At 38.4% G+C, this 23,292-nt stretch carries 20 protein-coding genes, 1 tRNA gene and 1 other RNA gene; 20 read left to right on the forward strand and 2 right to left on the reverse strand.

What is annotated here, in order from left to right:
• The first annotated feature begins 79 nt into the window (after positions 1-79).
• The 4 genes from lgb_RS02755 to lgb_RS02770 all read left to right on the forward strand — a co-directional run bounded on the left by lgb_RS02755 (position 80) and on the right by lgb_RS02770 (position 3,949).
• Positions 80-469: a cell division regulator GpsB gene (locus lgb_RS02755; protein ID WP_019293775.1), complete on the forward strand. Its 390-nt coding sequence runs from the start codon at positions 80-82 to the stop codon at positions 467-469.
• A gap of 35 nt (positions 470-504) precedes the next feature.
• Positions 505-868: RNase P RNA component class B (gene rnpB / locus lgb_RS02760), an RNA gene on the forward strand.
• A gap of 57 nt (positions 869-925) precedes the next feature.
• A complete protein-coding gene (locus tag lgb_RS02765; RefSeq protein WP_019293774.1) occupies positions 926-2,083 on the forward strand; it encodes a THUMP domain-containing class I SAM-dependent RNA methyltransferase in 1,158 nt (385 codons plus the stop codon).
• A gap of 21 nt (positions 2,084-2,104) precedes the next feature.
• Positions 2,105-3,949 carry a cell division site-positioning protein MapZ family protein gene (locus lgb_RS02770; protein WP_019293773.1) on the forward strand — a complete coding sequence of 615 codons (1,845 nt, stop codon included), beginning with the start codon at positions 2,105-2,107 and terminating at the stop codon, positions 3,947-3,949.
• Positions 3,950-4,003: 54 nt separating this feature from the next.
• Here the strand turns inward: lgb_RS02770 and lgb_RS02775 are convergent, their stop codons facing one another.
• On the reverse strand, positions 4,004-4,747 hold the full coding sequence (locus lgb_RS02775; RefSeq protein ID WP_019293772.1) for a MurR/RpiR family transcriptional regulator: 744 nt from the start codon (positions 4,745-4,747) through the stop codon (positions 4,004-4,006).
• Positions 4,748-4,886: 139 nt separating this feature from the next.
• Here lgb_RS02775 and gnd point away from each other — a divergent pair, with 139 nt between their 5' ends.
• The 5 genes from gnd (at position 4,887) to lgb_RS02800 (ending at position 11,129) form a co-directional block, all read left to right on the forward strand.
• Positions 4,887-5,801, forward strand: a complete 915-nt coding sequence (gnd, locus tag lgb_RS02780; protein ID WP_019293771.1) for a phosphogluconate dehydrogenase (NAD(+)-dependent, decarboxylating) — start codon at positions 4,887-4,889, stop codon at positions 5,799-5,801.
• A gap of 6 nt (positions 5,802-5,807) precedes the next feature.
• On the forward strand, positions 5,808-7,694 hold the full coding sequence (ascF, locus tag lgb_RS02785; RefSeq protein WP_019293770.1) for a PTS cellobiose/arbutin/salicin transporter subunit IIBC: 1,887 nt from the start codon (positions 5,808-5,810) through the stop codon (positions 7,692-7,694).
• Entirely contained in the window at positions 7,684-9,120 is a 1,437-nt protein-coding gene (gene ascB / locus lgb_RS02790; RefSeq protein WP_019293769.1) for a 6-phospho-beta-glucosidase, read from the forward strand. The genes ascF and ascB overlap by 11 nt, the downstream gene beginning before the upstream one ends.
• 44 nt (positions 9,121-9,164) lie before the next feature.
• Positions 9,165-10,664, forward strand: coding sequence for a gluconokinase (gene gntK, locus lgb_RS02795; RefSeq protein WP_019293768.1), 1,500 nt, complete (start codon positions 9,165-9,167; stop codon positions 10,662-10,664).
• A 72-nt stretch (positions 10,665-10,736) separates the two neighbouring features.
• Positions 10,737-11,129, forward strand: a complete 393-nt coding sequence (locus lgb_RS02800) for an arsenate reductase ArsC (protein WP_019293767.1) — start codon at positions 10,737-10,739, stop codon at positions 11,127-11,129.
• Positions 11,130-11,171: 42 nt separating this feature from the next.
• Here the strand turns inward: lgb_RS02800 and lgb_RS02805 are convergent, their stop codons facing one another.
• Positions 11,172-12,257, reverse strand: coding sequence for a M24 family metallopeptidase (locus lgb_RS02805; protein WP_019293766.1), 1,086 nt, complete (start codon positions 12,255-12,257; stop codon positions 11,172-11,174).
• Between the two features lie 202 nt (positions 12,258-12,459).
• Between lgb_RS02805 and ccpA the strand changes: the two genes are divergently transcribed.
• The 11 genes from ccpA to mutY all read left to right on the forward strand — a co-directional run bounded on the left by ccpA (position 12,460) and on the right by mutY (position 23,260).
• The gene (gene ccpA, locus lgb_RS02810; protein ID WP_019293765.1) at positions 12,460-13,455 is read left to right on the forward strand and encodes a catabolite control protein A; all 996 of its coding nucleotides are present in this window, start codon (positions 12,460-12,462) and stop codon (positions 13,453-13,455) included.
• Positions 13,456-13,659: 204 nt separating this feature from the next.
• Positions 13,660-13,860 carry a cold-shock protein gene (locus tag lgb_RS02815; RefSeq protein WP_003135419.1) on the forward strand — a complete coding sequence of 67 codons (201 nt, stop codon included), beginning with the start codon at positions 13,660-13,662 and terminating at the stop codon, positions 13,858-13,860.
• 171 nt (positions 13,861-14,031) lie between these two features.
• Positions 14,032-14,105: transfer RNA gene (locus lgb_RS02820), tRNA-Met, on the forward strand.
• 117 nt (positions 14,106-14,222) lie between these two features.
• Positions 14,223-14,912 carry a type I 3-dehydroquinate dehydratase gene (aroD, locus tag lgb_RS02825; RefSeq protein ID WP_019293764.1) on the forward strand — a complete coding sequence of 230 codons (690 nt, stop codon included), beginning with the start codon at positions 14,223-14,225 and terminating at the stop codon, positions 14,910-14,912.
• A gap of 111 nt (positions 14,913-15,023) precedes the next feature.
• A complete protein-coding gene (purB, locus tag lgb_RS02830; protein WP_019293763.1) occupies positions 15,024-16,319 on the forward strand; it encodes an adenylosuccinate lyase in 1,296 nt (431 codons plus the stop codon).
• Between the two features lie 141 nt (positions 16,320-16,460).
• Positions 16,461-16,784: an ArsR/SmtB family transcription factor gene (locus lgb_RS02835; RefSeq protein ID WP_019291983.1), complete on the forward strand. Its 324-nt coding sequence runs from the start codon at positions 16,461-16,463 to the stop codon at positions 16,782-16,784.
• A gap of 12 nt (positions 16,785-16,796) precedes the next feature.
• Positions 16,797-18,830, forward strand: coding sequence for a heavy metal translocating P-type ATPase (locus tag lgb_RS02840; protein ID WP_019293762.1), 2,034 nt, complete (start codon positions 16,797-16,799; stop codon positions 18,828-18,830).
• Between the two features lie 70 nt (positions 18,831-18,900).
• Positions 18,901-19,707 carry a DUF817 domain-containing protein gene (locus lgb_RS02845; protein ID WP_019291985.1) on the forward strand — a complete coding sequence of 269 codons (807 nt, stop codon included), beginning with the start codon at positions 18,901-18,903 and terminating at the stop codon, positions 19,705-19,707.
• Between the two features lie 137 nt (positions 19,708-19,844).
• Positions 19,845-21,623, forward strand: a complete 1,779-nt coding sequence (uvrC, locus tag lgb_RS02850) for an excinuclease ABC subunit UvrC (protein ID WP_019291986.1) — start codon at positions 19,845-19,847, stop codon at positions 21,621-21,623.
• 113 nt (positions 21,624-21,736) lie between these two features.
• Positions 21,737-22,084: a YxeA family protein gene (locus lgb_RS02855; RefSeq protein ID WP_019291987.1), complete on the forward strand. Its 348-nt coding sequence runs from the start codon at positions 21,737-21,739 to the stop codon at positions 22,082-22,084.
• Positions 22,085-22,186: 102 nt separating this feature from the next.
• Positions 22,187-23,260 (forward strand): A/G-specific adenine glycosylase, encoded by a 1,074-nt coding sequence (gene mutY / locus lgb_RS02860; protein ID WP_019293760.1) that lies wholly within the window; start codon positions 22,187-22,189, stop codon positions 23,258-23,260.
• Positions 23,261-23,292: the final 32 nt, after the last annotated feature.

Below are 23,292 nucleotides of genomic sequence, written 5' to 3' on the forward strand. Positions count from 1 at the left end.
ATTGACTTGAAAAATTAAAAAATTTCTGCTATGATTAAAGATGATAAAACTTTGATATGAAATGATAAAAGAGGACGATATGGCAACATTTAAATTTACACCTAAAGATATCTATGAAGCTGACTTTGGAACAAAAATGCGTGGTTATGATAAAGAAGAAGTTGACGAGCTCCTCGATGACGTCATTCAAGATTACGAAGCTTTTCAAGCAGAAGTATTGCGCTTGCAAGAAGAAAACGAGTTTTTGAAGAAAAAAATCGTAGAACTTGAATCTCAAGCAAGTCGTCCTAACCAAGCAAATTTGGAAGAAACACAACGTTTGGATAACATGAGCCGCGTGGTTTCAAGCCGAATCAATAAACCAAAAACAGAAATTGGTCAACCAAGTAACTTTGAGCTTCTTAAACGTATTAACCGTTTGGAACAAGCTGTTTTTGGTCCAGGAAGTACTTCAAGTGAAGAAGCATAAAGCTGACTTCATAATTTAATGAAAAAGAAAAAACAGTTTTTGGATAACTGCGTGATACCTTTGGTATCATGAGGAAAGTCCATGCTCGCACGGGCTGCGATGCCCGTAGTGTTTGTGCTTGGTGAAACAATAAACCAAGGTAGGAGTGTCATGCCTAACGGCTGAAGAAAGTGCTAAGTCTTTTGATATGCATGAGTATTCTGTAAAAGTGCCAAAGAGACGAGGCTTGCTGGAAACGGTAAGATTGGAACGTGGTAAACCCCTCAAGCGAGCAACCCAAACTTATGGTCGGGGCACTTGACTAGCCGAATTGAAGGCGTGGTCGAGGGGGAAGACTATCTTCCCCAGACAGATGGTTATCGACGGTCGCAAGACCTGAACAAAACATGGCTTATAGAAAACTGTATGACACGCTGGGCTAGTCCCAGCTTTTTTTAGAAAGAAACAAAGGAACAAATGAAAAATAATTTTAAGCTGATAGCGACTGCTGCAGCAGGTCTTGAGAGTTTAGTGGCTCGTGAATTACGCAATATGGAAGTCGAAAATGTTACGATTGACGATCGTTCTCGTGTTTTTTTTACAGGAGATACAAGAACAATTGCTCAAGCAAATACTTGGCTTCGTACAGCAGATCGTGTAAAGATTGTTGTGGGTGAATTTAAGGCACGTACTTTTGATGAACTCTTTGAAAATGTATATGCGCTTGATTGGGAAGATTATATTCCTTTTGGTTCAGCCTTTCCTGTAAGTAAAGCAAAGTCTGTGAAATCAACTTTACATAATGAGCCAAGTGTTCAAGGGATTACTAAAAAAGCTATTGTGAAGAAATTGCAAAAAGCCTATCATCGTCCAGAGGGCGTACCTATCCCAGAAAATGGTGCGGGCTTTTCCATCGAGATTGCGATTCATAAAGATAATGCGACGGTAATGATTGATACCACCGGCGATTCACTCTTCAAACGTGGCTATCGTGTTGAAAAAGGTGATGCTCCATTAAAGGAAAACATGGCAGCAGCGATTATTATGTTGACAAACTGGCTGGCAAATCCAAAACGTATGTTTGTTGACCCGACATGTGGTTCAGGAACATTTACGATTGAAGCTGCGATGTTGGCACTTAATATGGCACCCGGTCTTAATCGCAAGTTTGCCTGTGAAGCATGGTCATGGATGAAGCCAGATGTTTTTGAAGAAGTACGCCAAGCCGCAAAACAAGCTATACGTAAAGATTTAGAGCTTGATATTCAAGGCTTCGATATCGATGGTCGAATGATTGAAATTGCAAAAGGAAATGCACTTGCAGCTGGACTTGACCATGTGATAAAATATAAACAGATGCGTCTGCAAGATTTTCATACAGATGCCCTTGATGGGGTTATTGTATCGAACCCGCCATACGGAGAACGTTTGGGAGATGAAGATTCAGTTGCAGGGCTCTATAAAGAGATGGGTGCAACTTTTGCGCCCCTCGAAACTTGGAGCAAATATATTCTGACAAGTGATATTGCTTTTGAAACACATTACGGAGCTAAAGCAACGAAAAAGCGTAAGCTCTATAACGGAACATTGCGTACAGACTTGTATCAATATTTTGGAAAAAGAATAAAAAAATAAGCAAATGCTATGGAGATCTAAATGACAGAAGAAAAAGATAAAGATATCAAAAATTCTGGCGAAAAAGTCTTAAAACTGGGCGATGTCTCAGATTTCACTGTAGGCGAAATTGTAAAAAAAGCGCAAAGGGTAGATAAAGAAAATAGTGAAAGCGAAAGCGTACTTGACAAATACATTCGTCAACATCGTGGAGAGATTGAAGCTGTTAAAAATCAAGCCTTAGAAAAATATATCCAAACTGAGCGTAAGAAAATGGATCAAGAAGAAACTGTTGATCCTAATGAAGAAGTGATTGTGGCTAAAGAAGAAGCTGAAGAAAAGTTAGCTGAGGCGCCAGAGACACAAGATTCAGAAACTGGCACTCAAGAAGCAGAAACAGTTACTCCATCTAAGGAACCAAACTTCAAAGAAAAAAATAAGTCAGAGTTTGATGAAGTAAAAATTGCTGATGATGTACCTCCTGTTGTTCCTGTACCGGTAGAACTTGTCGATAAGGAAAGTGCAGCTGAACAAGCGGAAGAAACAGAAAGTACAGCACAAGATTTCCCAGAGCTTTCCAATCAAGTTCCTGACTCAAAAGAAGAAGTTGCGGAAACAAGCCCTACAGAAGAGTCAGTTTCGACTGTAGACGAGGAGCTGGAAAACTCAATAGAAGCAAAAGAAAATGTACAAGATGAGGAAAAAGAAAGTGCACCTATCGAAGAGGCACAGCTTCCACAAGAAGAAGTTGTTGTGCCTCTAGAAAAAGCACCGGTTGCCGGTGAAACTGTGCCAACACCCTTACCTGTTACACCCGTAGTTGAGTCGGAAGCTTCTGCGCAAGAAGAGCAATCAGAGAAAAAGAAAAATAAGAAACCTTTGATTATTGGACTTTGTGCATTGGTCCTTTTGGCTGCAGGAGGCGCTGGTTATGCACTCTATAATCATAATAATAATGAAAAAGCAGTCAATCAAGCAGCTGTGGAAAACAAAGCTAACTTAAATGCTTTTAATAAAGCTTACGATGAATTTTTTACTGACTCAGATCATCAAGTACTGAAGAATTCTAATTTTGATCAATTGTCAGCTTTGAAAAATAAGCTCAAAACTTTAAAAGGAAGCGATTTTGATACCGCAGAAACAAAGGTAAATGCGCTTGAAGCACAAATAAAAGCAGTTGAAAAAGTTAACGCTCTCTTTAATAAATCAGCTATTGTAGATGGTGAACTTAATAAGGAAGCTCAAGTAAAAGCGGCAGTAAGTATACCAGCGGTTCCAAAGACTGAAAATGAGAAACTGAATAAAGTATTGGCTCAAGCAATTAACTTAGCAAAAACACAGCAATCAGAGGCTAAAGCTAAAGAAGAGCAAGCAGCGACGGCTACGCAAAATAATGCAGCTACTCAACCTGGAAATCAAACCTCAGATCAAACTGCAGGAACATCAGCTTCTACTGATACATCAAATGGAACAACAGGAGCCCCAACACAACCGCAAACAGATAAAAATACAGCACAAGGTGGAGCTTCATCTGCCACAGCTGTAGCGGCTGATGGTGCCCAAAATCCGACAGGTGCTACGCCAGATAATTCCAATGCGCGTGTTCAACCCCAAGCTAATCTTAATCCACAAGATCCAGCTTTCACTTGGAATCCTGGAATCAGAGATAAAGTATTGAATATTGCGCGTCAGCGTGGTTATATCTCAGGTAATGATTTTATTCTTTTACCAGTCGCTATTCATACAATGACTTCCGGTTTCATGGCTGGTCAAGTTGCAGGTTATTTCAACTTGTATCGTCCAGACGGCAGTTACCTATTAACAATAAATAATAAAACGGGATATTTCTTCGGAAATGGTAAAGGTTTACCTACCGACTTTGGATAAAATAAAAACTTCTTTGTGGATAACAAAGAAGTTTTTTTATGTCTAAAATTATATCTATTGCTTTTCAAGATTTTGCACAATTCTGGATAGAATTAAATCAATAACTGCGACCTGAAAAGTTCGAGGGGTAACATCATAGTTGTGGTAGCTAGCAGTCGAAGTATTAGTAGAGATATTTATTTTGCTTAAACGCCCTAGGGGACTACTTTTAGCATTTGTTAGAGAAAGAACTGTGGCACCAGTATGATTGGCTTTTTGCGCAGAATTCGTCAGCCGTTTCGTCTGTCCTGATATGGAGACGTAAATAACCAGACTATGGCGATTAAGAATATTAGGCAATAAATCTAGGAGGGTATCATCCGAAACATGAACGGCAGCATAGTCAAATTGATTTAACTTATGGCTGAAGTAAGCAGCAAGAGATTTAGAAGCTTCAACCCCGGCGATATAAATGGTTTTCGATTTAGATATTTCTTGCGCAAATAACCGCACTTTGTCTGTGGTAATATCTGTGGATAAAAAATTGCAAAAGTTTGTAAGCTCCTCTAAAAAGGAAATCTCGTACTTATTACTTGTCAAACTGAGCAGTTTCTGTGTTTCAAATTTAAACTCCGAAAATCCTGAAAATCCTAATTTTTGGCAAAGTCGTATGATTGAAGTTCCTGAAGAATGGAGCTCTAGTGCAAGTTGTGTTAGATTATTATCTAAAAGCTCTGGCTGGCTATCCAGCTTTAACAATATGGATTGTTCTGTGTTGGAGAGCTGTGTACTCTGATAATTGTCAATAAATATTCCCATAAAATTATTATAACATGATTGTGGAGAATTCTCCGTTTTTTGGAGAAAGCGTTTACTTTTTCCGTGTTATAATATTTAAGAAGTAAGGAAGATAAATATAATGTTTTTCTTATAATAGCCATATCAAATAGGAGAGAATATGAATTTTGGACTTATCGGGCTTGGTAAAATGGGACTTAACCTTGTAAAAAATGCAGTTGATAAGGGTATGAAAGTGACTGTCTTAGACAACGACGAAGCACAAATCAGAAAAGCAGAACTATATTCTGAGCAAGTGATAAGCTGCTCTACTTTAGAAGAATTCATTGAAGTCATACCACAGCCACGGATTGTTTGGCTTATGTTACCTGCAGGAAGTATAACAAATAGTATCGTTGAGGAGTTGACTCAAAAGTTATCCGCTGGAGACATCCTTATTGATGGAGGAAATTCATATTATAAAGATAATCTCCAACAAAATGAAAAGCTAAAAGCTAAGAAAATTGATTTCTTTGATGTTGGTACTTCAGGGGGAATGGCTGGTGCACGTTCGGGGGGGAACTTTATGATTGGTGGTGATAGCAAAAAATCTTGGGAAAAATTGGAACCCCTCTTTCAAAAATTGGCCCAAAAAGATGGCTATCTTTATACAGGTCCGCTTGGAAGTGGCCATTATCTTAAAATGATTCATAATGGCATTGAGTATGGCATGATGCAAGCTATTGCAGAAGGCTTTGAGATTTTAGAAGCTTCTGCCTTTGAATACGACTATGAAGCAGTAGCCAAATTATGGAATCATGGGTCAGTTATCCGTTCGTGGCTTATGGAGCTTGCGGAAGAACAATTTGCAAAGGATGCAAAATTAGATCAAATTATAGGGCGAGTCCAAGCCTCGGGAGAAGGAAAGTGGACAGTCGAAGAGAGTCTAGACTTAGAAGTTCCTGCACCTGTAATTGCCATGTCTTTAATGATGCGTAATCGTTCCTTACAGGAAGATAGCATGAGTGGAAAAGTAGTCGCAGCCCTCAGAAATGGTTTTGGTGGACATGCTGTGGAAAATAAAACTAAGGAGTAAGAGAAAATGGCGCAAGATTTTAATATAATGGCGGAGACTATTCTGCAAGCAATAGGTGGAGTCGAAAATGTTGAAAATTTAACACATTGTATGACACGACTACGTTTTATCTTAAAAGACGAAAGCAAAGCAGATGATGATAAAGTAAAAAACATCAATGGGGTAATGGGGCTTGTCAAGCAAGGCGGGCAATACCAAATTATTGTTGGCAACAATGTAGCCGCAGCTTACGCAGCTATCTTAAAAAAAGGTGTTGCTGGCGGTGCTGTGGCGAACGAGTCAGGTAAACCGAAAGAAAAATTAACCTTGAAAAAAATAGGAACAAACATCCTTGATGCCATTATTGGAACTATGTCTCCTTTGATACCAGCTATTATTGGCGGTTCAATGATTAAGTTGCTCGCGATGCTTTTGGAAATGACGGGGATTCTAAGTATTGATGGTTCAACCTATAACATCTTGAATACCATTGGGGATGCTTCATTTTTCTTTTTACCACTATTAGTCGCTGTTTCTGCTTCTAAAAAATTTGGCTCAAACACTTACTTAGCGATGGCTATCGCTGGTCTAATGGTACATCCGGTCTTTATGGAATGGATGGCAAAGGCTGCTGAGGGTACTACTGTAACTTTTGCGATGATCCCTATGACATCTGTAAAGTACACTTATACTATTATTCCCGCTATCGTGATGACATGGCTCCTTAAATATATTGAAAATTATGTTGATAAAATCACGCCTGTGGTAACGAAAAACTTTTTGAAGCCAATGCTTATCCTACTTGTAGCAGCACCAATCGCTATACTTTTAGTAGGTCCAGCAGGAGTTTGGTTAGGGACAGCTATTTCTAATGGTGTGTTCTTTATTCATGATAAACTAGGGTGGTTAGCAGTAGCCATTGTTGGCGCACTGTGGCCGTTGCTTGTCATGACAGGAATGCACCGCGTCTTCACACCGACAATTGTACAGACTATTGCGGATACAGGTGTTGAGGGAATGGTTATGCCATCAGAAATTGGTGCCAACCTCTCATTAGGCGGTGTTTCTCTAGCAGTTGCTTTGAAAACAAAAAATAGAGAATTACGGCAAACAGCTTTAGCTGCAGCATCTTCAGCTATCATTGCAGGGATTACTGAGCCCGCACTTTATGGTGTAGCTGTACGTTTGAAACGACCGATGATTGCCTCAGTGATTACAGGTTTTGTTGCCGGAGCTGTAGCTGGAATGGCAGGACTTGCCAGCCACTCAATGGCCGCTCCAGGTTTGTTTACGAGTGTTCAATTTATTGACCGTGATAATCCAATGACCATCGCTTGGGTAGCTATCGTGATGATTCTCTCCATTGTATTGTCATTTGTCTTAACCTTGGTTATCGGGTTTGATGATTTGCCTGTGGAAGAAGAAAACTTAAAAGAAATCCATCTGGATCAAGTTGCTCAGACTGTAAGTATTAAATCTCCAGTAACTGGAAAAGTTAAAAAACTTTCAGAAGTTGCAGATGAGGTCTTTTCAAAAGAAGTATTGGGTAAAGGCTTTGCGGTTGTACCAAGTAATGGACAAATTGTTTCACCAATCACAGGGACGGTTACAGCTGTTTTTCCAACAAAACATGCCATTGGAATTACCAGTGATAAAGGATTAGAAGTTTTGGTCCATATTGGTATCGATACAGTAACTTTAGAAGGCAAAGGTTTTACTTCAAACATCAAAATGGGCGATAAAATTTACCAAGGAACTCCAATAGTAGAAGTTGATTTAGCACTGATTGAAGCAGCAGGACTTGCCACAGATACGATAGTTGTTGTGACAAATTCTGCTGAATATGCGAATTTTACGCTTTTAGAAAAGGATGAAGTCAGTGAGGGAGAGGTAATTTTAGACGTTGAAAAATAAAAAAGAAGCAGGAAAATTTCCTAAAGATTTTCTTTGGGGTGGAGCCATTGCGGCCAACCAAGCTGAAGGAGCATGGTTAGAAGGGGGGAGAGGAGCCAGTAATATTGATATGCTGCCTTTAGGTGAAAAACGCTTGCCCGTTAAATTAGGTGAAATTTCTCATCCAATCTTAGAGGAATCAGAATTTTACCCCAGTCATCAAGGCATTGATTTTTATCACCGCTATAAACAAGATATTGCACTGCTCGCAGAAATGGGATTAAAAATATTCCGCACATCAATCTCTTGGTCTCGTCTTTTTCCCAATGGTGATGAAAGTGAGCCTAACAAAGAGGGGATAGCCTACTATCGTCAAATGTTTGCAGAGTGTAAAAAGTATGACATGGAACTTTTGGTAACCTTAGGACATTTTGACGTTCCGATGGGATTAGTTGAAAAATATGGCTCTTGGCGCGACCGTAAAATGATTAGCTTTTTCGAAAGATATGCTCGGACATGTTTTGATGAGTTTGGAGACGATGTAAAGTACTGGATTACTTTTAATGAAATAAATATCATTCTACATAGCCCCTTTTCAGGAGCAGGATTGGCCTTTCAAACAGGTGAAAATAAAGCGCAAGTAATCTATCAGGCTGCCCATCATATGCTCCTTGCAAGTAGTTTGGCTGTGAAAGCTGCACATAAATTGGATAAGGATTTACAAATCGGGTGTATGATTGCTGGAGGTGCTTTTTATCCCTATTCCTGTAAACCTGAGGATGTCTGGCAAGCCTTGCAAGATGAACAGATGAATACATTTTTTACGGATATTCAAGCTCGAGGGTATTATCCTTCTTACACACAGAGGATTTTCCGCGAAAAAAATATCGAGTTAAAGATGGAAGTTGGTGACGAAGACATCTTGAAGCACACTGTGGACTTCGTTTCTTTTAGTTACTACGCTTCGCGTTGTTCAGTTGCAAGTTTTGATGATTTAGAAGTTAATGTAGGAAATGTGGTCAAGTCGGTGAAAAATCCATATCTAAAAACAAGTCAGTGGGGGTGGGCTGTTGATCCACTTGGGTTAAGGATTACCATGAATCAAATTTATGATCGCTATCAAAAACCTATTTTTATAGTTGAAAATGGATTGGGAGCGTCGGATAAGATTGTTGATGGAAAAATCAATGATGATTACCGTATTGCGTATTTAAAAGAGCATATCAAAGCGATGGCAGACGGTATTTCCGATGGAATCCCCTTGATGGGTTATATCGTTTGGGGAGTCATTGACTTAGTTGCAGCTTCCACAGGCGAGATGAGTAAAAGATATGGTATGATTTATGTGGATAGAAAAAATGATGGATCAGGCTCGCTTGCACGGATGAAGAAAAAGTCGTTTGATTGGTATAAGTCTGTTATTGCATCAAATGGAAATGATTTATAAAATAAAAAGGCAATGGAGACTTGCCTTTTTTTGAAAGGAAACACATGGATTATTTAATAGGTATAGATTTAGGTACCACTGCGACAAAAGCAGTTCTCTTTGATCAATCAGGGATTCAGATCGCCACAAGTTCTCAGTCTTACCCACTTTATCGTGATGCCCAAGGAATGGCAGAAGAAGATTTAGAGGAGATATTTACTGCGATGATAAGTGTTGTTGAAAAAATAACACGCCAAATAAAAACAGGAGATTCTATTTTAGCATGTTCTTTCAGCACCCAAATGCATGCCTTGATTGCCTTTGATCAGGAATGGCAGCCTTTAACGCGTGTCTTAACTTGGGCAGATACTAGAGCTGAAAAATACAGTAACGATTTAAAAAGTGAAGATACTTCAAATGCTATATATCATAAAACAGGAACACCTTTACATCCGATGTCGCCTCTTGCTAAACTATTATGGCTCAAGAATGAAAGAAAAGAGATTTTCAAAAATGCAGCGCATTTTATGGATCTCAAAGGCGCAATCTTTCAACGCATTTTCCAAAGTAATACGATGGATCTATCAATTGCTACAGGTACAGGTTTTTTTAACAATCAGAAAATGACCTGGGACGATGATATTTTAAATCTGTTAGGTATTTCAAAAACACAACTTCCTAAAATCGTATCACCTTATGCAATAGAGAAAGGTTTACCAGAAAAATGGATACGAAAGATGGGGCTTTCACCAGATACCGTTTTTGTATATGGCGCTGGCGATGGTCCTATGTCAAACTTAGGTGTTGGGGCAATTAAAAAAGGTGAATTGGCAATTACAGTAGGTACTTCAGGCGCCCTTCGCATGGTAAGTGATGTACCTCAGCTAGATGAAGCAGCGAGAACTTTTAGTTACGCACTTGATGAAGACCATTGGGTAAATGGTGGAGCGGTAAATTCTGGAGGCGATGTTTTTCGGTGGTTAAAAGACAACGTACTTGAGAAGTCTTATGACTTTGCAGCGATTACTGACTTAGCAAGAGGTGTGTCTCCAGGTTCGGATGGATTAATCTTTCATCCTTATCTAGGTGGAGAACGAGCACCATTGTGGAATGCAACAGCTAGGGCTTCTTTTTTTGGACTTAGCTATCGTCATACAACAAGCCACATGGCGCGTGCAGTTCTTGAGGGCATTTCCTTTAACTTACGTATGTTAGAAGAGACACTCACAGAAAATTCAGCATGCCCTAAAATAATAAAAGTTACGGGAGGTTTTTCTCAGTCGGAGCTTTGGTTGCAAATTCTTGCGGACATTTTTGAGTTACCAATAACGGTTCAAAAAGACCATGAGGCGGGATGCTTTGCAGCACAGATCATGGCTCAAAAAGCTTTGGGGATGATTGATAGTATTGAAGATGTTGCTAGTGGAACGATGGAAATAGTTTATAAGCCTCAGCCAGAAAATTTTAAATACTACCGCGCTTTATACCTTCTCTTCAAAAATTTAACACAAGAGTTTGCGAAAAGCTATGCCGAAATAGCTAAATACCAGCAAGAATTTTCATAAGCTCCGTACAGTTTGAGCGAGTACCGGGGGAAAATAGTGTATAATATGTAAAAATAGTTGAGGAGAGTTACTATGCTCAAAATCGCATTTATCTGTGTGCATAATTCTTGCCGTTCACAAATTGCAGAAGCTTTGGGGAAAAAATTAGCTGGGGATAAGTTTGAGTTTTACTCTGCGGGTACTGAGATAAAGCCACAAATTAATCAAGATGCTGTCCGTTTGATGAAAGAAATCTATGACATAAACATGGAAAAAACACAAAGTTCAAAGCTCTTACAAGATATTCCACCTGTGGATATTGTGATTACGATGGGATGTAACGTTGGCTGTCCTTATCTTCCTTGTCAATATAGGGAAGACTGGGGCTTAGAAGATCCAACAGGACAAAGTGATGCAGTCTTTAAGGATATCATCCAGCAAATTGAAACGAAAGTACTTGCTTTAAGAAAACGAGACTTTGGTTAATAAAAAAAGCACTGATTCAGTGCTTTTTCATTTCTGATGATTTTAGAAAATCATCAATTCTTTATTTGTTTTAGTTAAAGGCTCACATCCTGTTTCAGTGACATAGAGACAGTCCTCGATACGTACGCCAACTTTACCTGGGATATAAATTCCTGGTTCATCAGAGAAGCACATGCCTTCTTCGATGATGATGTCCTCAGAACCACCAATAGATGGGAATTCATGGACATCCATACCGATACCGTGTCCAAGGCGGTGGACAAAGTATTCGCCATAACCAGCTTTAGTAATCACATCGCGGGCTACTTTATCAATTTCAAGTGCAGATACACCAGGTTTTACGAAGTCCATAGCAGCCATTTGTGCTTCAAGTACGATTTTGTGGATATCGGCATCAAAATCAGAAGGTTTACCGATTGAGATAGTACGTGTAGCATCAGAAGCGTAGCCATTTTTCATCACACCGAGGTCAAAGAGCAAGAGTTTATTATCTTGAATTTTGACATCTTCTGGCATACCGTGAGGATTAGCTGCACGAGCGCCTGAGAGTACGATTGTTTCAAAACTCATTTGAGGTACGCCCATACGCTTCATTTCGTATTCGATTTTTGCAACAACATCTGTTTCTGTACGATCTGAATTTGCATATTCAAAACCAATTTCGAAACATTTATCTGCGTAATCCCCAGAAATTTTCATTTTTTCGATTTCATCGGCAGATTTGATCAAACGCATACGTTCTACCAATGGTGTCAAGTTGACAAATTCAACACCAGAAAATTGAGATTTGAGCCCTTCAGTTTTTGACAGAGGGATGTCAGAAAATTCGACTGCAATTTTTTGGATATTTTTTGATCCCAAATGTTCTTTTACAACAGCCCACGGATTTTGTGAATCTTCATAGCCAAAAATATCAAAGCCAGTAGTGTTTGCTTTGGCTTTTTCTACCTCCAAAGCTGGAGTGAAGAGAGATGGCGCTTTATCCGGGAAAACCATCAAACCAGCAATACGTTCATGCGGGTCAATGGCAAGACCTGTTAAATAATTCAAGGTCGTAGGATTGGTGATGAAAGTCATGTCGACTTCATTTTCGTTCAGAAAATTAGAGATACGTTCGAGTTTGCTCATAGTATCCACCTTTCTATAATTATTATCTCTATTGTACGCTAAATTCTGAAAAAAATCATGTGCGACAATATCTACAATATACTACCAAAAATTATTGAAACGGTTTTCAAAAAGTGATATAATTAAATTTGGAAAAACTTTTCATAAATATTAAAAGATATAAAAAACAGACAAAGATTATTATAATTGAGGTTTAAAAAGAATGGAAGAATCAACAACAACAATTTATGACGTTGCTCGAGTTGCGGGCGTGTCAATGGCTACCGTAAGTCGTGTAGTCAATGGTAACGCCAACGTCAAAGAGAAAACACGTCAAAAAGTCCTTGATGCAATTGAAGAATTGGACTACCGTCCAAATGCGGTTGCACGTGGATTGGCAAGCAAACGTACAACGACAGTTGGGGTTGTTCTCCCAACAATCACGTCGCCATATTTTGCTGAAATCGCTCGAGGCATTGATGATATTGCTTCAATGTACAAGTATAATGTCATTCTCGCAAATAGTGATGGTGATGAAGAAAAAGAACTTAAAGTTATTGAAAGTCTCTTTTCTAAGCAAGTTGATGGTATTGTTTATATGGGCAGCTTCATGACAGAAAAAGTTCGTAAACAGCTTAAATCAACACGTACACCGATTGTTCTTGCTGGAATGATTGATGTTGACAAACAAATGTCATCTGTGAATATCGATTATCATCTTGCAGCACACCAAACAACTGCTGAACTGGCAAAAAACAATAAACGTATTGCTTTCGTATCAGGTTCTTTAGAAGAAGTTGAAAATACAGAACGTATGGTTGGCTATCAAGAAGCTTTGAATGAAGCAGGCATTGATTTTGACGAGTCACTTGTGTTTGAAGGTAATTACACTTTTGAAAATGGACAAGCTTTAGCAGAACAAATGCTTGCCAAGAAAATTAATGCTGCCATCGTGTCTTATGATACTGTAGCAGTTGGCTTACTCAATGCTTTGCTCTCAAAAGGTATCAAAGTACCTGAAGATTTCGAAATTATCGCAGGTTCAAACAGCCCGATTACAGCATACACTTACCCAGGTTTGACTTCTGTCAATCAACCGCTTTATGACTTGGGAGCAGTTTCAATGCGTTTGTTGACAAAACTTATGCACAAGGAAGAAGTTGAGGAAAACCAATTGATCCTCGCTCATCAAATCATTAATCGTGGTTCGACAAAATAAAAAACAAAAGATACAGTGATGTATCTTTTGTTTTGGTCTCTAAGAGTAAGTTATAGCTTGGTTTTAACCATGAAGAGGAGAAGCGATTTGACTTTCTGGACAAAGCATGATACTATTAAGAGGTAAATTTAGTCTAAGTTATATATTTTTAATGTTTTCTTTCACATAATGATTTACAAATATGACGAAAGGAAAATATATACTATGACAAAAGGAACTGTAAAATGGTTTAACGACTCTAAAGGTTTTGGTTTCATCACTGCTGAAGATGGTACTGATGTGTTTGCACACTTCACTCAAATTCAAAGCGATGGCTTCCGTAAACTTGAAGAAGGCGAAAAAGTTACATTTGATATTGAACAAGGTCAACGTGGCCCTCAAGCATCAAACATTACTAAAGCATAATGATAAGGCACTCTTGGGAGTGCTTTTTTTATTTTAAAGTGCAAGATTAGGACTTTAGCTAAAAGTGTGTTACAATAGGTGTACCATTTGGATACATCCATAATGGAAGATCTCGTCCACTCAGTTATAGCGTGACTTTGGGATAGTTCAAATTTCTTCCATTTTTATTAGCGCGGGATGGAGCAGCTAGGTAGCTCGTCGGGCTCATAACCCGAAGGTCGTAGGTTCAAATCCTGCTCCCGCAATTGAGATATAGATTCCTGTTTTTCAGGGATTTTTTATTTATTTCAATTGAAAAAATATCTTCAGTGACGTTCAGGATTATGTTTGGTACGCATGCAAATGTGTGCTAAACTTAAAATATGAGGAAAACGAAAATTGTAGTACCCGTTCTTCCGACAACAGTGGCGGAAGTACAGGAATTAAACGTAGAAAAGTACAGAAAGGCTGACATTATTGAATGGCGGGCGGATTTTTTGGGAGATATAGAAAGTATTCTTCAGGCTGCGCCTTTTATCTTTGAGAAATTTAAAGATTTTTCCCTTCTTTTTACTGTACGCACAGCCAATGAAGGCGGCAATATCTCCATTTCTAAAAAAGATTATGTCACTCTTTTAAAAAAAGTAGCCAAATTTGACCCAGATTATATTGATATTGAATATTTTTCCTATCGAAAAGCCTTACCACAGCTACTTGAATTTAAAGAAAAAATTGTCTTGTCTTATCATAACTTTTTCGAGTCACCTACAGATTTAACTGCTCGAATGATGAAAATGCAAAGAGAAGAAACAGGCTTTGTAAAAGTGGCGATTATGGCACAACGCGAGTGTGATGTTTTGGATTTGCTACAGATTACACGTGATTTTACGATGGAATATGGACCAAAATTTATCGGTATTGCAATGGGAGAACTGGGTAAAATTTCCCGCGTTGCCGGAGGTTTGACCGGATCTGTATGGACTTTTGTGGCACTCGATAAGGAAGAAGGAAGTGCTCCCGGGCAATTGACATTACCTCAGATGCTGGATGTTCTTGATGCCTTAGAAGCTTAACATTCGTCTTTTCCACATATTCCGTCAATAAATTGAGAATATTAGAGAAATTCCCGAAAAAATTTCTCCAAAATGGTATAATTTATAGTAAGTTAGAAATTTGGAGGAACTATGGTTATCAATCGTTACAGTCGCCCAGAAATGGCGGCAATCTGGTCGGATGAAAACAAGTATAAGGCGTGGCTTGAAGTCGAAATTCTTGCGGATGAAGCTTGGGCTGAACTCGGAGAAATTCCAGCAGAAGATGTAAAAAAAATTCGTGAAAAAGCAAGTTTTGATGTTGATCGTATCTTGGAGATTGAAAAAGAAACGCGCCACGATGTGGTTGCCTTTACGCGTGCTGTTTCTGAAACACTTGGCGAGGAAAGTAAGTGGGTACACTATGGACTTACTTCAACCGATGTTGTAGATACAGCTTATGGCTATCTCTACAAGCAGGCTAATGATATTATCCGCCGTGATTTGGCTAACTTTTTGGAAATTATTGCTGATAAAGCGCGTGAGCACAAGTACACTGTATGTATGGGACGTACGCACGGTGTCCATGCAGAACCAACAACTTTTGGCCTTAAATTAGCAACTTGGTATTCTGAAATGAAGCGTAATATCGAGCGTTTCGAACATGCAGCTAAAGGGGTTGAAGCGGGTAAAATTTCTGGTGCTGTAGGTACATTTGCCAATATCCCGCCTTTTGTTGAAGAATATGTATGTGGCAAACTTGGAATTCGTCCACAAGAGATTTCGACACAAGTATTACCCCGTGATTTACATGCAGAATACTTTAGTACACTGGCACTGATTGCGACTTCGATTGAGCGTATGGCGACAGAGATTCGTGGTCTTCAAAAATCAGAACAACGTGAAGTAGAAGAGTTCTTCGCTAAAGGTCAAAAAGGTAGCTCAGCAATGCCACACAAACGTAATCCAATTGGTTCTGAAAATATGACTGGCTTGGCGCGTGTTATTCGTGGACATGTTGTGACAGCCATGGAAGATGTTGTTTTGTGGCATGAACGTGACATTTCACACAGCTCGGCAGAGCGTATCATTACCCCAGATACAACTGAATTAATCAACTATATGTTAAACCGTTTTGGTAATATTGTTAAAAATCTGACTGTATTCCCAGAAAATATGAAGCGTAATATGGATGCAACTTTTGGATTGATCTATAGTCAACATGTTATGCTTATGCTTATTGAAAAAGGAATGACACGTGAAGAAGCTTACGATTTGGTTCAACCATTGACAGCAAAAGCTTGGGATGAACAAATCATGTTCCGCCTACTGGTAGAAAGCAATGAAAAAATCCGTGAAAAACTGACAGATGAAGATATTGATGCAGCTTTTGATTATAATTATCATTTGTCACGTGTAGATGTCATCTTTGAACGTCTTGGTTTGTAAAAATAATAAGATCCTAACACTTTCGTTTAGGATTTTTTTGTACAAAAAATTTAGATTTGAATAGATTTAAACAATTCAGTATTGACTAATATGAGTAAGTTTGATAACATATTATTACAAACTAATATAAAGAGATGAATAATGAATTTAACCGAAAAACGTCAAAAAGTGATTCATGCCTTGTCTAATACGACAAGGCTTAATGTCCTTGAAGCATTACGTGAAAAGGAAATGACAGTCACAGAACTACTTAATAAAACTAAATCAGGACAATCTAATCTCTCGCAACATTTATCATGTTTGCGTGATTGTGGGTTAATCACAAGTCGCAAAGAAGGAAAATATATTTATTATTCCTTGACAACCCCTGAGCTTAACCATTTACTAGAAGTCATTGATGCTACAGTTGAGTCAATGCACTGGTCCCCAACAGAAGATATCCATTGTGATACATATATAAAATAAAAGGAGTTTCATATGTTTAAATCTACTCAAAACAAGGCAACACATGATGCACGCTGTGTAAAAGGTACATGTAATTGCCTCAATCACAAAGCCAAAGCAGCTCTTACTACTGCTGAAGAGAGTGAGGGCTCAAGTAGCTCAGAAGTCACAGGGAGTTCTGACGATTCAGACCCTGCCTGTTGCAACACAACAATACATCTAAATACGAGTTTAGATGAAGGTGAAGAAGAGGGTAAATATGAGCTGTTGATTATTATCATCACCGCTTTATTATTGGCCGCCTTAAGTTTTTTAGACTTTACACCACAGTTTAAAACCCCACTTTTCATTTTAACCTATTTGTTGATTGGGCACAGTGTTTTGCTCAAAGCAATCAAACAATTGCTTAAAGGAGATATTTTTAACGAATTCTTCCTCATGAGTATTGCGACTGTCGGGGCATTTGCTTTAGGAGAATATGCTGAAGCAGTTGCTGTTATGCTTTTTTATCAAGTCGGAGAATATTTCCAAGATCGTGCGATTGGGAACAGTAAAAAGTCAATCACCGCTTTGATGGACCTTCGACCAGAAGTTGCGACTGTTAAGCGACAAGGAAAACTTATTGATATGTCTCCAGAAGAAGTCAATATCGGTGAAGTTATACAAGTGAAGCCTGGAGAAAAAGTACCACTTGATGGTCTTGTATTATCGGGAAAATCAAGCGTTAATACAGCAGCTTTGACTGGTGAATCACTGCCACGTGAGGTGAGCAAGGGAGAAGAAGTTCTTTCAGGTTTTTTGAATATTAATAGTCTGCTGGAGATCAAAGTTGAAAAAACGTTTGGGGAATCATCAGTATCTAAAATTTTAAATCTCGTTGAGAATGCTCAAGAAAATAAAGCACCGACTGAACAATTCATTTCAAAATTTGCACGTTACTATACTCCAGTTGTGGTATTTGCAGCAGCGATAATCGCTCTAGTACCCCCACTTTTCTTCCAGCAAGATTGGTCAGACTGGTTAACACGCGCCTTTACGTTTTTAATTATTTCGTGTCCTTGTGCGATGGTAGTTTCCATTCCCCTTGGATTCTTTGCTGGGATTGGCACCGCATCCAAAAACGGTATTTTAGTTAAAGGGGGTAATCACCTTGAAGCTATGACCAAGATAAAACATGTGCTCTTTGATAAAACAGGTACGTTGACACAAGGGAACTTTAAAGTTACTCAAGTTTTTCCAGCAGAAGATGTTGCACGAGAAGATTTACTCTATCTGGGAGCTATCGGTGAACTTAACTCCACCCATCCCTTGGGACTTGCGCTTAAAGAAAACCAAAACTTAGATACAGTAAATGTAACAGAGTCGGAAGAAATTTCAGGTCATGGTACACGTACATTCTATGAGAGTGATGAGATTCTTGTCGGAAATGCAAAACTGATGAAAATGTACAACGTTAACTTTACCGAAAGCAACGCCTTAGGTTCTTTGATTTATGTTGCTAAAAATGGTATATATCAAGGCGTTATCCTTGTAGCGGATGTCCTTAAAGAAGATGCTGAAGAAGCAATTGCGGCTTTGAACCAGCTTCACATTTCCCAAACGATGCTGACAGGCGATAGTGAAAAAGTTGCCGCTCAGGTTGCTGGGAAACTGAACATCACGGATTATCATGCCAATCTTTTACCGGAGGATAAAGTTGCTTTGTTAGAGCAAGTAATTGCAAAAGGTGATGGTCTTACCGCTTTTGTTGGTGATGGAATTAACGATGCACCAGTTATTGCGCGTGCTGATATCGGTTTTGCGATGGGGGGATTAGGCTCTGATGCTGCGATTGAAACAGCTGACGTGGTTTTAATGACAGATAAACCATCAAGTATCGCGAAGTCTGTTAAAATCGCCAAGAAAACTAAACGACTTGTGGTCCAAAATATCGTTTTAGCTCTTGGTGTAAAAGCCGTTTTCCTGATCCTTGCGGTCTTTGGTATTGCCACGATGTGGGAAGCAGTTATCGCAGATGTTGGAGTAACACTCATCGCTATATTGAATGTTTTAAGACTCTTAAAATAAGACGAAACTCCCAAGATGGGAGTTTTTTTGCGCTTGCTTTTATCAGATGAAAATATGCTAAAATAAGGACATGAATGGTTTAAAAAACGGTGTGATCTTGCTTTTCAACTTTGCAAAAATCCAAGCCGCTTGTTGTCTCTTTCCACTTGCCGTTTTTGCTACCTTAGCAATAACACGTGGATTGACTTTTCCCAATATCCCACGTTATGATTTAATCTTTGTGATTTTACTTGTGTTTCAAGTTTTGATGGTTAAATTAAAATTTGAAACACTTGAAGAGTTAAAAATTATTTGCTTGTTTCATATCTTAGGGTTAATTTTAGAGATTTTTAAAGTCAATATCAGCCACAGTTGGACCTACCCTGAGCCGGCTTACTTAAAAATTTGGAATGTCCCTTTTTACTCGGGGTTTATGTATGCCAGTGTCGGGAGTTATGTTGTTCAATCGTGGAAAAAGTTGCAGCTAAATGTGGAATATTGGCCGCCATTAGGGCTTAGTTTTGGCTTATCCACAGTTTTGTATCTGAACTTTTTTACCAATTATTTCTTCCATGATTTACGGTATTTTATTATTCTGGCTATTGTCTTAATCTTTTGGCGCACTCAGTTCACTTTTTGTATTAATGGAAGAAAAAGATATAAAATGAAGGCACTCTTCTCTTTTGCTCTGATTGGCTTCTTTATCTACATAGCTGAAAATATTGCTTCATTTTTTAATGCTTACCGGTATCCTAATCAAGCAGAAACCTGGCATCTCGTAGGATTTGGGAAAATGTCTTCATGGTTTTTACTGGTCATTGTCAGTATTGTTTTAGTCGTTAATCTCAAATTAAAGCAGTCATCGAGAGAAAATAAGTTAATAAAAAAGACAAGGTAAAACTTGTCTTTTTTTGTTTAAGTAGGAAGGTTTATAAAACATTGCACAATGCCGCAATCATAAAAAGAAACAATTCCCTTCACGACAGATAGTTCCAATTCATGATTAGCCCCTCCAGAATATGCTATAATAAGACCATGAATAACACGATTAAAGCAAAGCTGGAGCTCTTACCGGATAGTCCAGGATGCTACTTACATAAAGATAAAAATGGGACAGTTATCTATGTAGGGAAGGCGAAAAATCTGAAAAACCGCGTACGCTCCTATTTTCATGGCTCCCACAATACAAAAACTGAGCTTTTAGTCAGTGAGATAGAAGATTTAGAATGGATTGTTGTTGAATCAAACATTGAGTCTTTGGTTCTTGAAATTAACTTAATTCAACGTTACAAGCCCAAATATAATATCATGCTTAAGGATGATAAATATTATCCTTTTCTCATGATTACAAATGAAAAATATCCACGTTTGATGATTACACGTCGTGTCAAAAAAGATGGGGCAATGTATTTTGGACCTTATCCCGATGTTAAAGCAGCCAATGAAGTTAAGCGCCTCTTAGACCGCATCTTTCCTTTTAGAAAATGTGGTTTGCATGAAAAGAAAGTTTGTTTCTACTATCATATCCATCAGTGTCTTTGTCCAGTCGTTAATCATGTAGACCCTCAAGTTTATAAAGATATGGCTCAGGAAGTGAAGCATTTTTTAACGGGTGATGATAAAAAAATCATCAATGAACTTAAAGCAAGAATGTTTGCAGCTTCGGAAAAAATGGAATTCGAGCAAGCTGCAGAATACCGTGATGTGATTAATTCTATCGGTACTTTGAGAACAAAACAACGTGTCATGAACCACGATTTAAAAGATCGTGATGTTTTTGGTTACTATGTAGATAAAGGTTGGATGTGTGTGCAGGTTTTCTTTGTACGACAAGGTAAAATGATTCAACGTGATGTCAATATGTTCCCTTATTACAATGATGCAGAAGATGATTTCTTAACTTATATCGGACAGTTTTATCAAGAAGCTGAACACATGGTACCTAAAGAAATTTTAGTACCCTCAGGAATTGATGTAGAGGCTGTTGAAGCGGTAACTCAAACAAAAGTTCTCAAACCAAGTCGTGGGGAGAAGAAGCAACTTGTAGCAATGGCGACTAAGAATGCACGCACACAATTACAATTAAAATTTGACCTCCTTGAAAAAGACCTGATTAAAACTCAAGGTGCTATCGAAAATCTCGGTAAAATTCTCAACATTCCTACACCAGTTAGAATCGAATCGTTCGATAACTCTAACATAATGGGGACCTCACCTGTCTCGGCAATGGTTGTCTTTATTAATGGCAAGCCCTCAAAGAAAGATTATCGGAAATATAAGATCAAAACTGTCGAAGGTGCCGATGATTACGCATCAATGCGTGAAGTGATTACAAGACGTTATAGTCGAGCCATGCGTGAAGGGACTGCTTTACCTGACTTGATTGCAATGGATGGTGGTGCAGGTCAAGTCAATGCAGCCAAGGCCATTCTGCAAGAGATAGGGTTAGATATTCCTGTTGCAGGTATGGCTAAAAATGATAAACACCAAACCAGTGAGTTACTTTTTGGTGATCCTTTGGAAGTTGTGCCATTGAGTCGACAATCGCAAGAATTCTTTCTCCTTCAACGCATTCAAGATGAAGTTCACCGATTTGCGATTACTTTCCATCGGCAAGTACGTGGGAAAAATACCTTTTCTTCAAAACTGGATGGTATTACAGGTCTTGGACCAAAACGTAAGCAAAAATTAATGACGACCTTCAAGTCACTTAAAGCCATTTCTGAGGCTGATGTTGCTCAAGTCGCTGAAGCAGGTGTACCTTATGAGGTCGCTGAAAGGGTAAAGGAAGTTTTGGGAAAAGAAAATTATTAATTCTTTCAGAAAAAATTCTCTCAACGAGGGATTTTTTTATTACAAAAGTGTAAGAAATTTGCTTTAAATTAGGAGTAAAATAGTTTTGAAAATAAAAATTGAGGTATAAATAAATGAAAAAAATATTGGTGACTCTTATTGCTGGAGCATTGTTGATTATTGGTGGCGGCTATACTTGGTATAATTACGAATATGGCGGTCAAGAATATTATGTTCAGATACACACAGATGGGGATAAAATTTCGAGCAAAACTACTGATGGTGGAACTTGGCAGGGATTTAACTATAAACAAAAAGGTTATGCAGATTCTGGCAAAGAAAAGGATCTAGAATTTACTTCAATTCATAATCTCAAGCATGATGCTTATTTGAAAGTTACTTATAATAATAAGAATGGTGTGACTAAATGGGAAGAAGTTCAAAGAAAAGATGTGCCCCAAAAAGCATTGAATAATATTTAATTAGCAAGCCTGTTTAGGACAGGTTTTTTTGTTCCCCAGATAAAGTCCTCTTTAAGAGCTTACTATTTGACTTTGTTTTATATAAATTTAATAATAGAGCTTATGAATAAAACCGAAATAGAAAAGTTCCAGCAGGATTTATTAGGATGGTACAATATTCACAAAAAGCCTTTGCCGTGGCGTAAAAATACAGAGGCTTATTCTGTTTGGATTTCTGAAATCATGTCTCAACAAACACAGGTTGAAACAGTAATGCCCTATTATCTGCGCTTCATGGAGAAGTATCCTCAGATTGAGGATTTGGCAGCCGCAGATGATGATGAGCTGCTGAAACTTTGGGAAGGGTTGGGTTATTACTCGCGCGCTCGTAATTTAAAAATTGCAGCTCAGCAAGTCATGACAGAATTTGATGGGCAATTTCCTAAACAGCTAAAAGACATTCAAAGTTTGCAGGGGATTGGTCCTTACACAGCAGCGGCTATTGCTTCGATTTCTTTTGGCTTACCTGAACCGGCCATTGATGGAAATTTGATGCGCGTGACCAGTCGATTATTTGAGATTGAATCAGATATTTCTAAGGCTGCTTCGCGGAAAATATTTGATGAAAAGCTGAGAGAGCTAATCTCGGAAGAAAATCCCGGAGATTTTAACCAAGCACTCATGGACATAGGTTCCATGGTTTGTACGCCCAAAATTGCCAAGTGTGAGATTTGCCCCTTAGCTGCGTATTGCCAAGCCAGACCTAAAGGTACGCAACTGAAGTATCCTGTCAAAAGTAAAAAGATTAAGCAGCAGCATATTTACTACAATGCTTATGCATTAAAAAATTCGCAAGGCGAATACTATCTACAAAGACGTCCTAGCACAGGTTTACTTGCTAATATGTGGACTTTCCCTATGCAGGAGATATCTAAAGAAGAATTCAATAATGATAGGTTAGCGCCGCCAACAAATGTGCCAGATAGCATCTCACGCATGACAAAAGTTGGAGAAATCACACATGTTTTTTCTCACTTGAAGTGGTTTGTTCAAATTATTGAATGTATCCCTGAGGAAAATTTTATTGTTCAAGAAGAAAAACTGGATGAAAATCAACTTTGGGTAAAATTGACGGACCTTTCAAAAGTCGCTCTGCCTACACCACAAGTCAAAATGTTTAAGTTTTTTAAAGACTAGTTTTCACTTTATAAATGCAAACGTTTTACTTT

It is taken from the genome of Lactococcus petauri (genome assembly GCF_023499275.1).
In the GTDB taxonomy this organism is placed as follows: Bacteria; Bacillota; Bacilli; order Lactobacillales; family Streptococcaceae; genus Lactococcus; species Lactococcus petauri.

Excerpts from the sequence above, each read along its gene's own strand:
- lgb_RS02775 (WP_019293772.1), bottom strand. The coding sequence starts at position 4,747 with ATGGGAATATTTATTGACAATTATCAGAGTACACAGCTCTCCAACACA.
- lgb_RS02855 (WP_019291987.1), top strand. The coding sequence starts at position 21,737 with ATGAAAAAAATATTGGTGACTCTTATTGCTGGAGCATTGTTGATTATT.
- lgb_RS02815 (WP_003135419.1), top strand. The coding sequence starts at position 13,660 with ATGACAAAAGGAACTGTAAAATGGTTTAACGACTCTAAAGGTTTTGGT.
- purB (WP_019293763.1), top strand. The coding sequence starts at position 15,024 with ATGGTTATCAATCGTTACAGTCGCCCAGAAATGGCGGCAATCTGGTCG.
- lgb_RS02835 (WP_019291983.1), top strand. The coding sequence starts at position 16,461 with ATGAATTTAACCGAAAAACGTCAAAAAGTGATTCATGCCTTGTCTAAT.
- lgb_RS02755 (WP_019293775.1), top strand. The coding sequence starts at position 80 with ATGGCAACATTTAAATTTACACCTAAAGATATCTATGAAGCTGACTTT.
- lgb_RS02805 (WP_019293766.1), bottom strand. The coding sequence starts at position 12,257 with ATGAGCAAACTCGAACGTATCTCTAATTTTCTGAACGAAAATGAAGTC.
- uvrC (WP_019291986.1), top strand. The coding sequence starts at position 19,845 with ATGAATAACACGATTAAAGCAAAGCTGGAGCTCTTACCGGATAGTCCA.
- mutY (WP_019293760.1), top strand. The coding sequence starts at position 22,187 with ATGAATAAAACCGAAATAGAAAAGTTCCAGCAGGATTTATTAGGATGG.
- lgb_RS02845 (WP_019291985.1), top strand. The coding sequence starts at position 18,901 with ATGAATGGTTTAAAAAACGGTGTGATCTTGCTTTTCAACTTTGCAAAA.
- lgb_RS02840 (WP_019293762.1), top strand. The coding sequence starts at position 16,797 with ATGTTTAAATCTACTCAAAACAAGGCAACACATGATGCACGCTGTGTA.
- ascF (WP_019293770.1), top strand. The coding sequence starts at position 5,808 with ATGGCGCAAGATTTTAATATAATGGCGGAGACTATTCTGCAAGCAATA.
- aroD (WP_019293764.1), top strand. The coding sequence starts at position 14,223 with ATGAGGAAAACGAAAATTGTAGTACCCGTTCTTCCGACAACAGTGGCG.
- gntK (WP_019293768.1), top strand. The coding sequence starts at position 9,165 with ATGGATTATTTAATAGGTATAGATTTAGGTACCACTGCGACAAAAGCA.
- lgb_RS02765 (WP_019293774.1), top strand. The coding sequence starts at position 926 with ATGAAAAATAATTTTAAGCTGATAGCGACTGCTGCAGCAGGTCTTGAG.
- gnd (WP_019293771.1), top strand. The coding sequence starts at position 4,887 with ATGAATTTTGGACTTATCGGGCTTGGTAAAATGGGACTTAACCTTGTA.
- lgb_RS02800 (WP_019293767.1), top strand. The coding sequence starts at position 10,737 with ATGCTCAAAATCGCATTTATCTGTGTGCATAATTCTTGCCGTTCACAA.
- ccpA (WP_019293765.1), top strand. The coding sequence starts at position 12,460 with ATGGAAGAATCAACAACAACAATTTATGACGTTGCTCGAGTTGCGGGC.
- lgb_RS02770 (WP_019293773.1), top strand. The coding sequence starts at position 2,105 with ATGACAGAAGAAAAAGATAAAGATATCAAAAATTCTGGCGAAAAAGTC.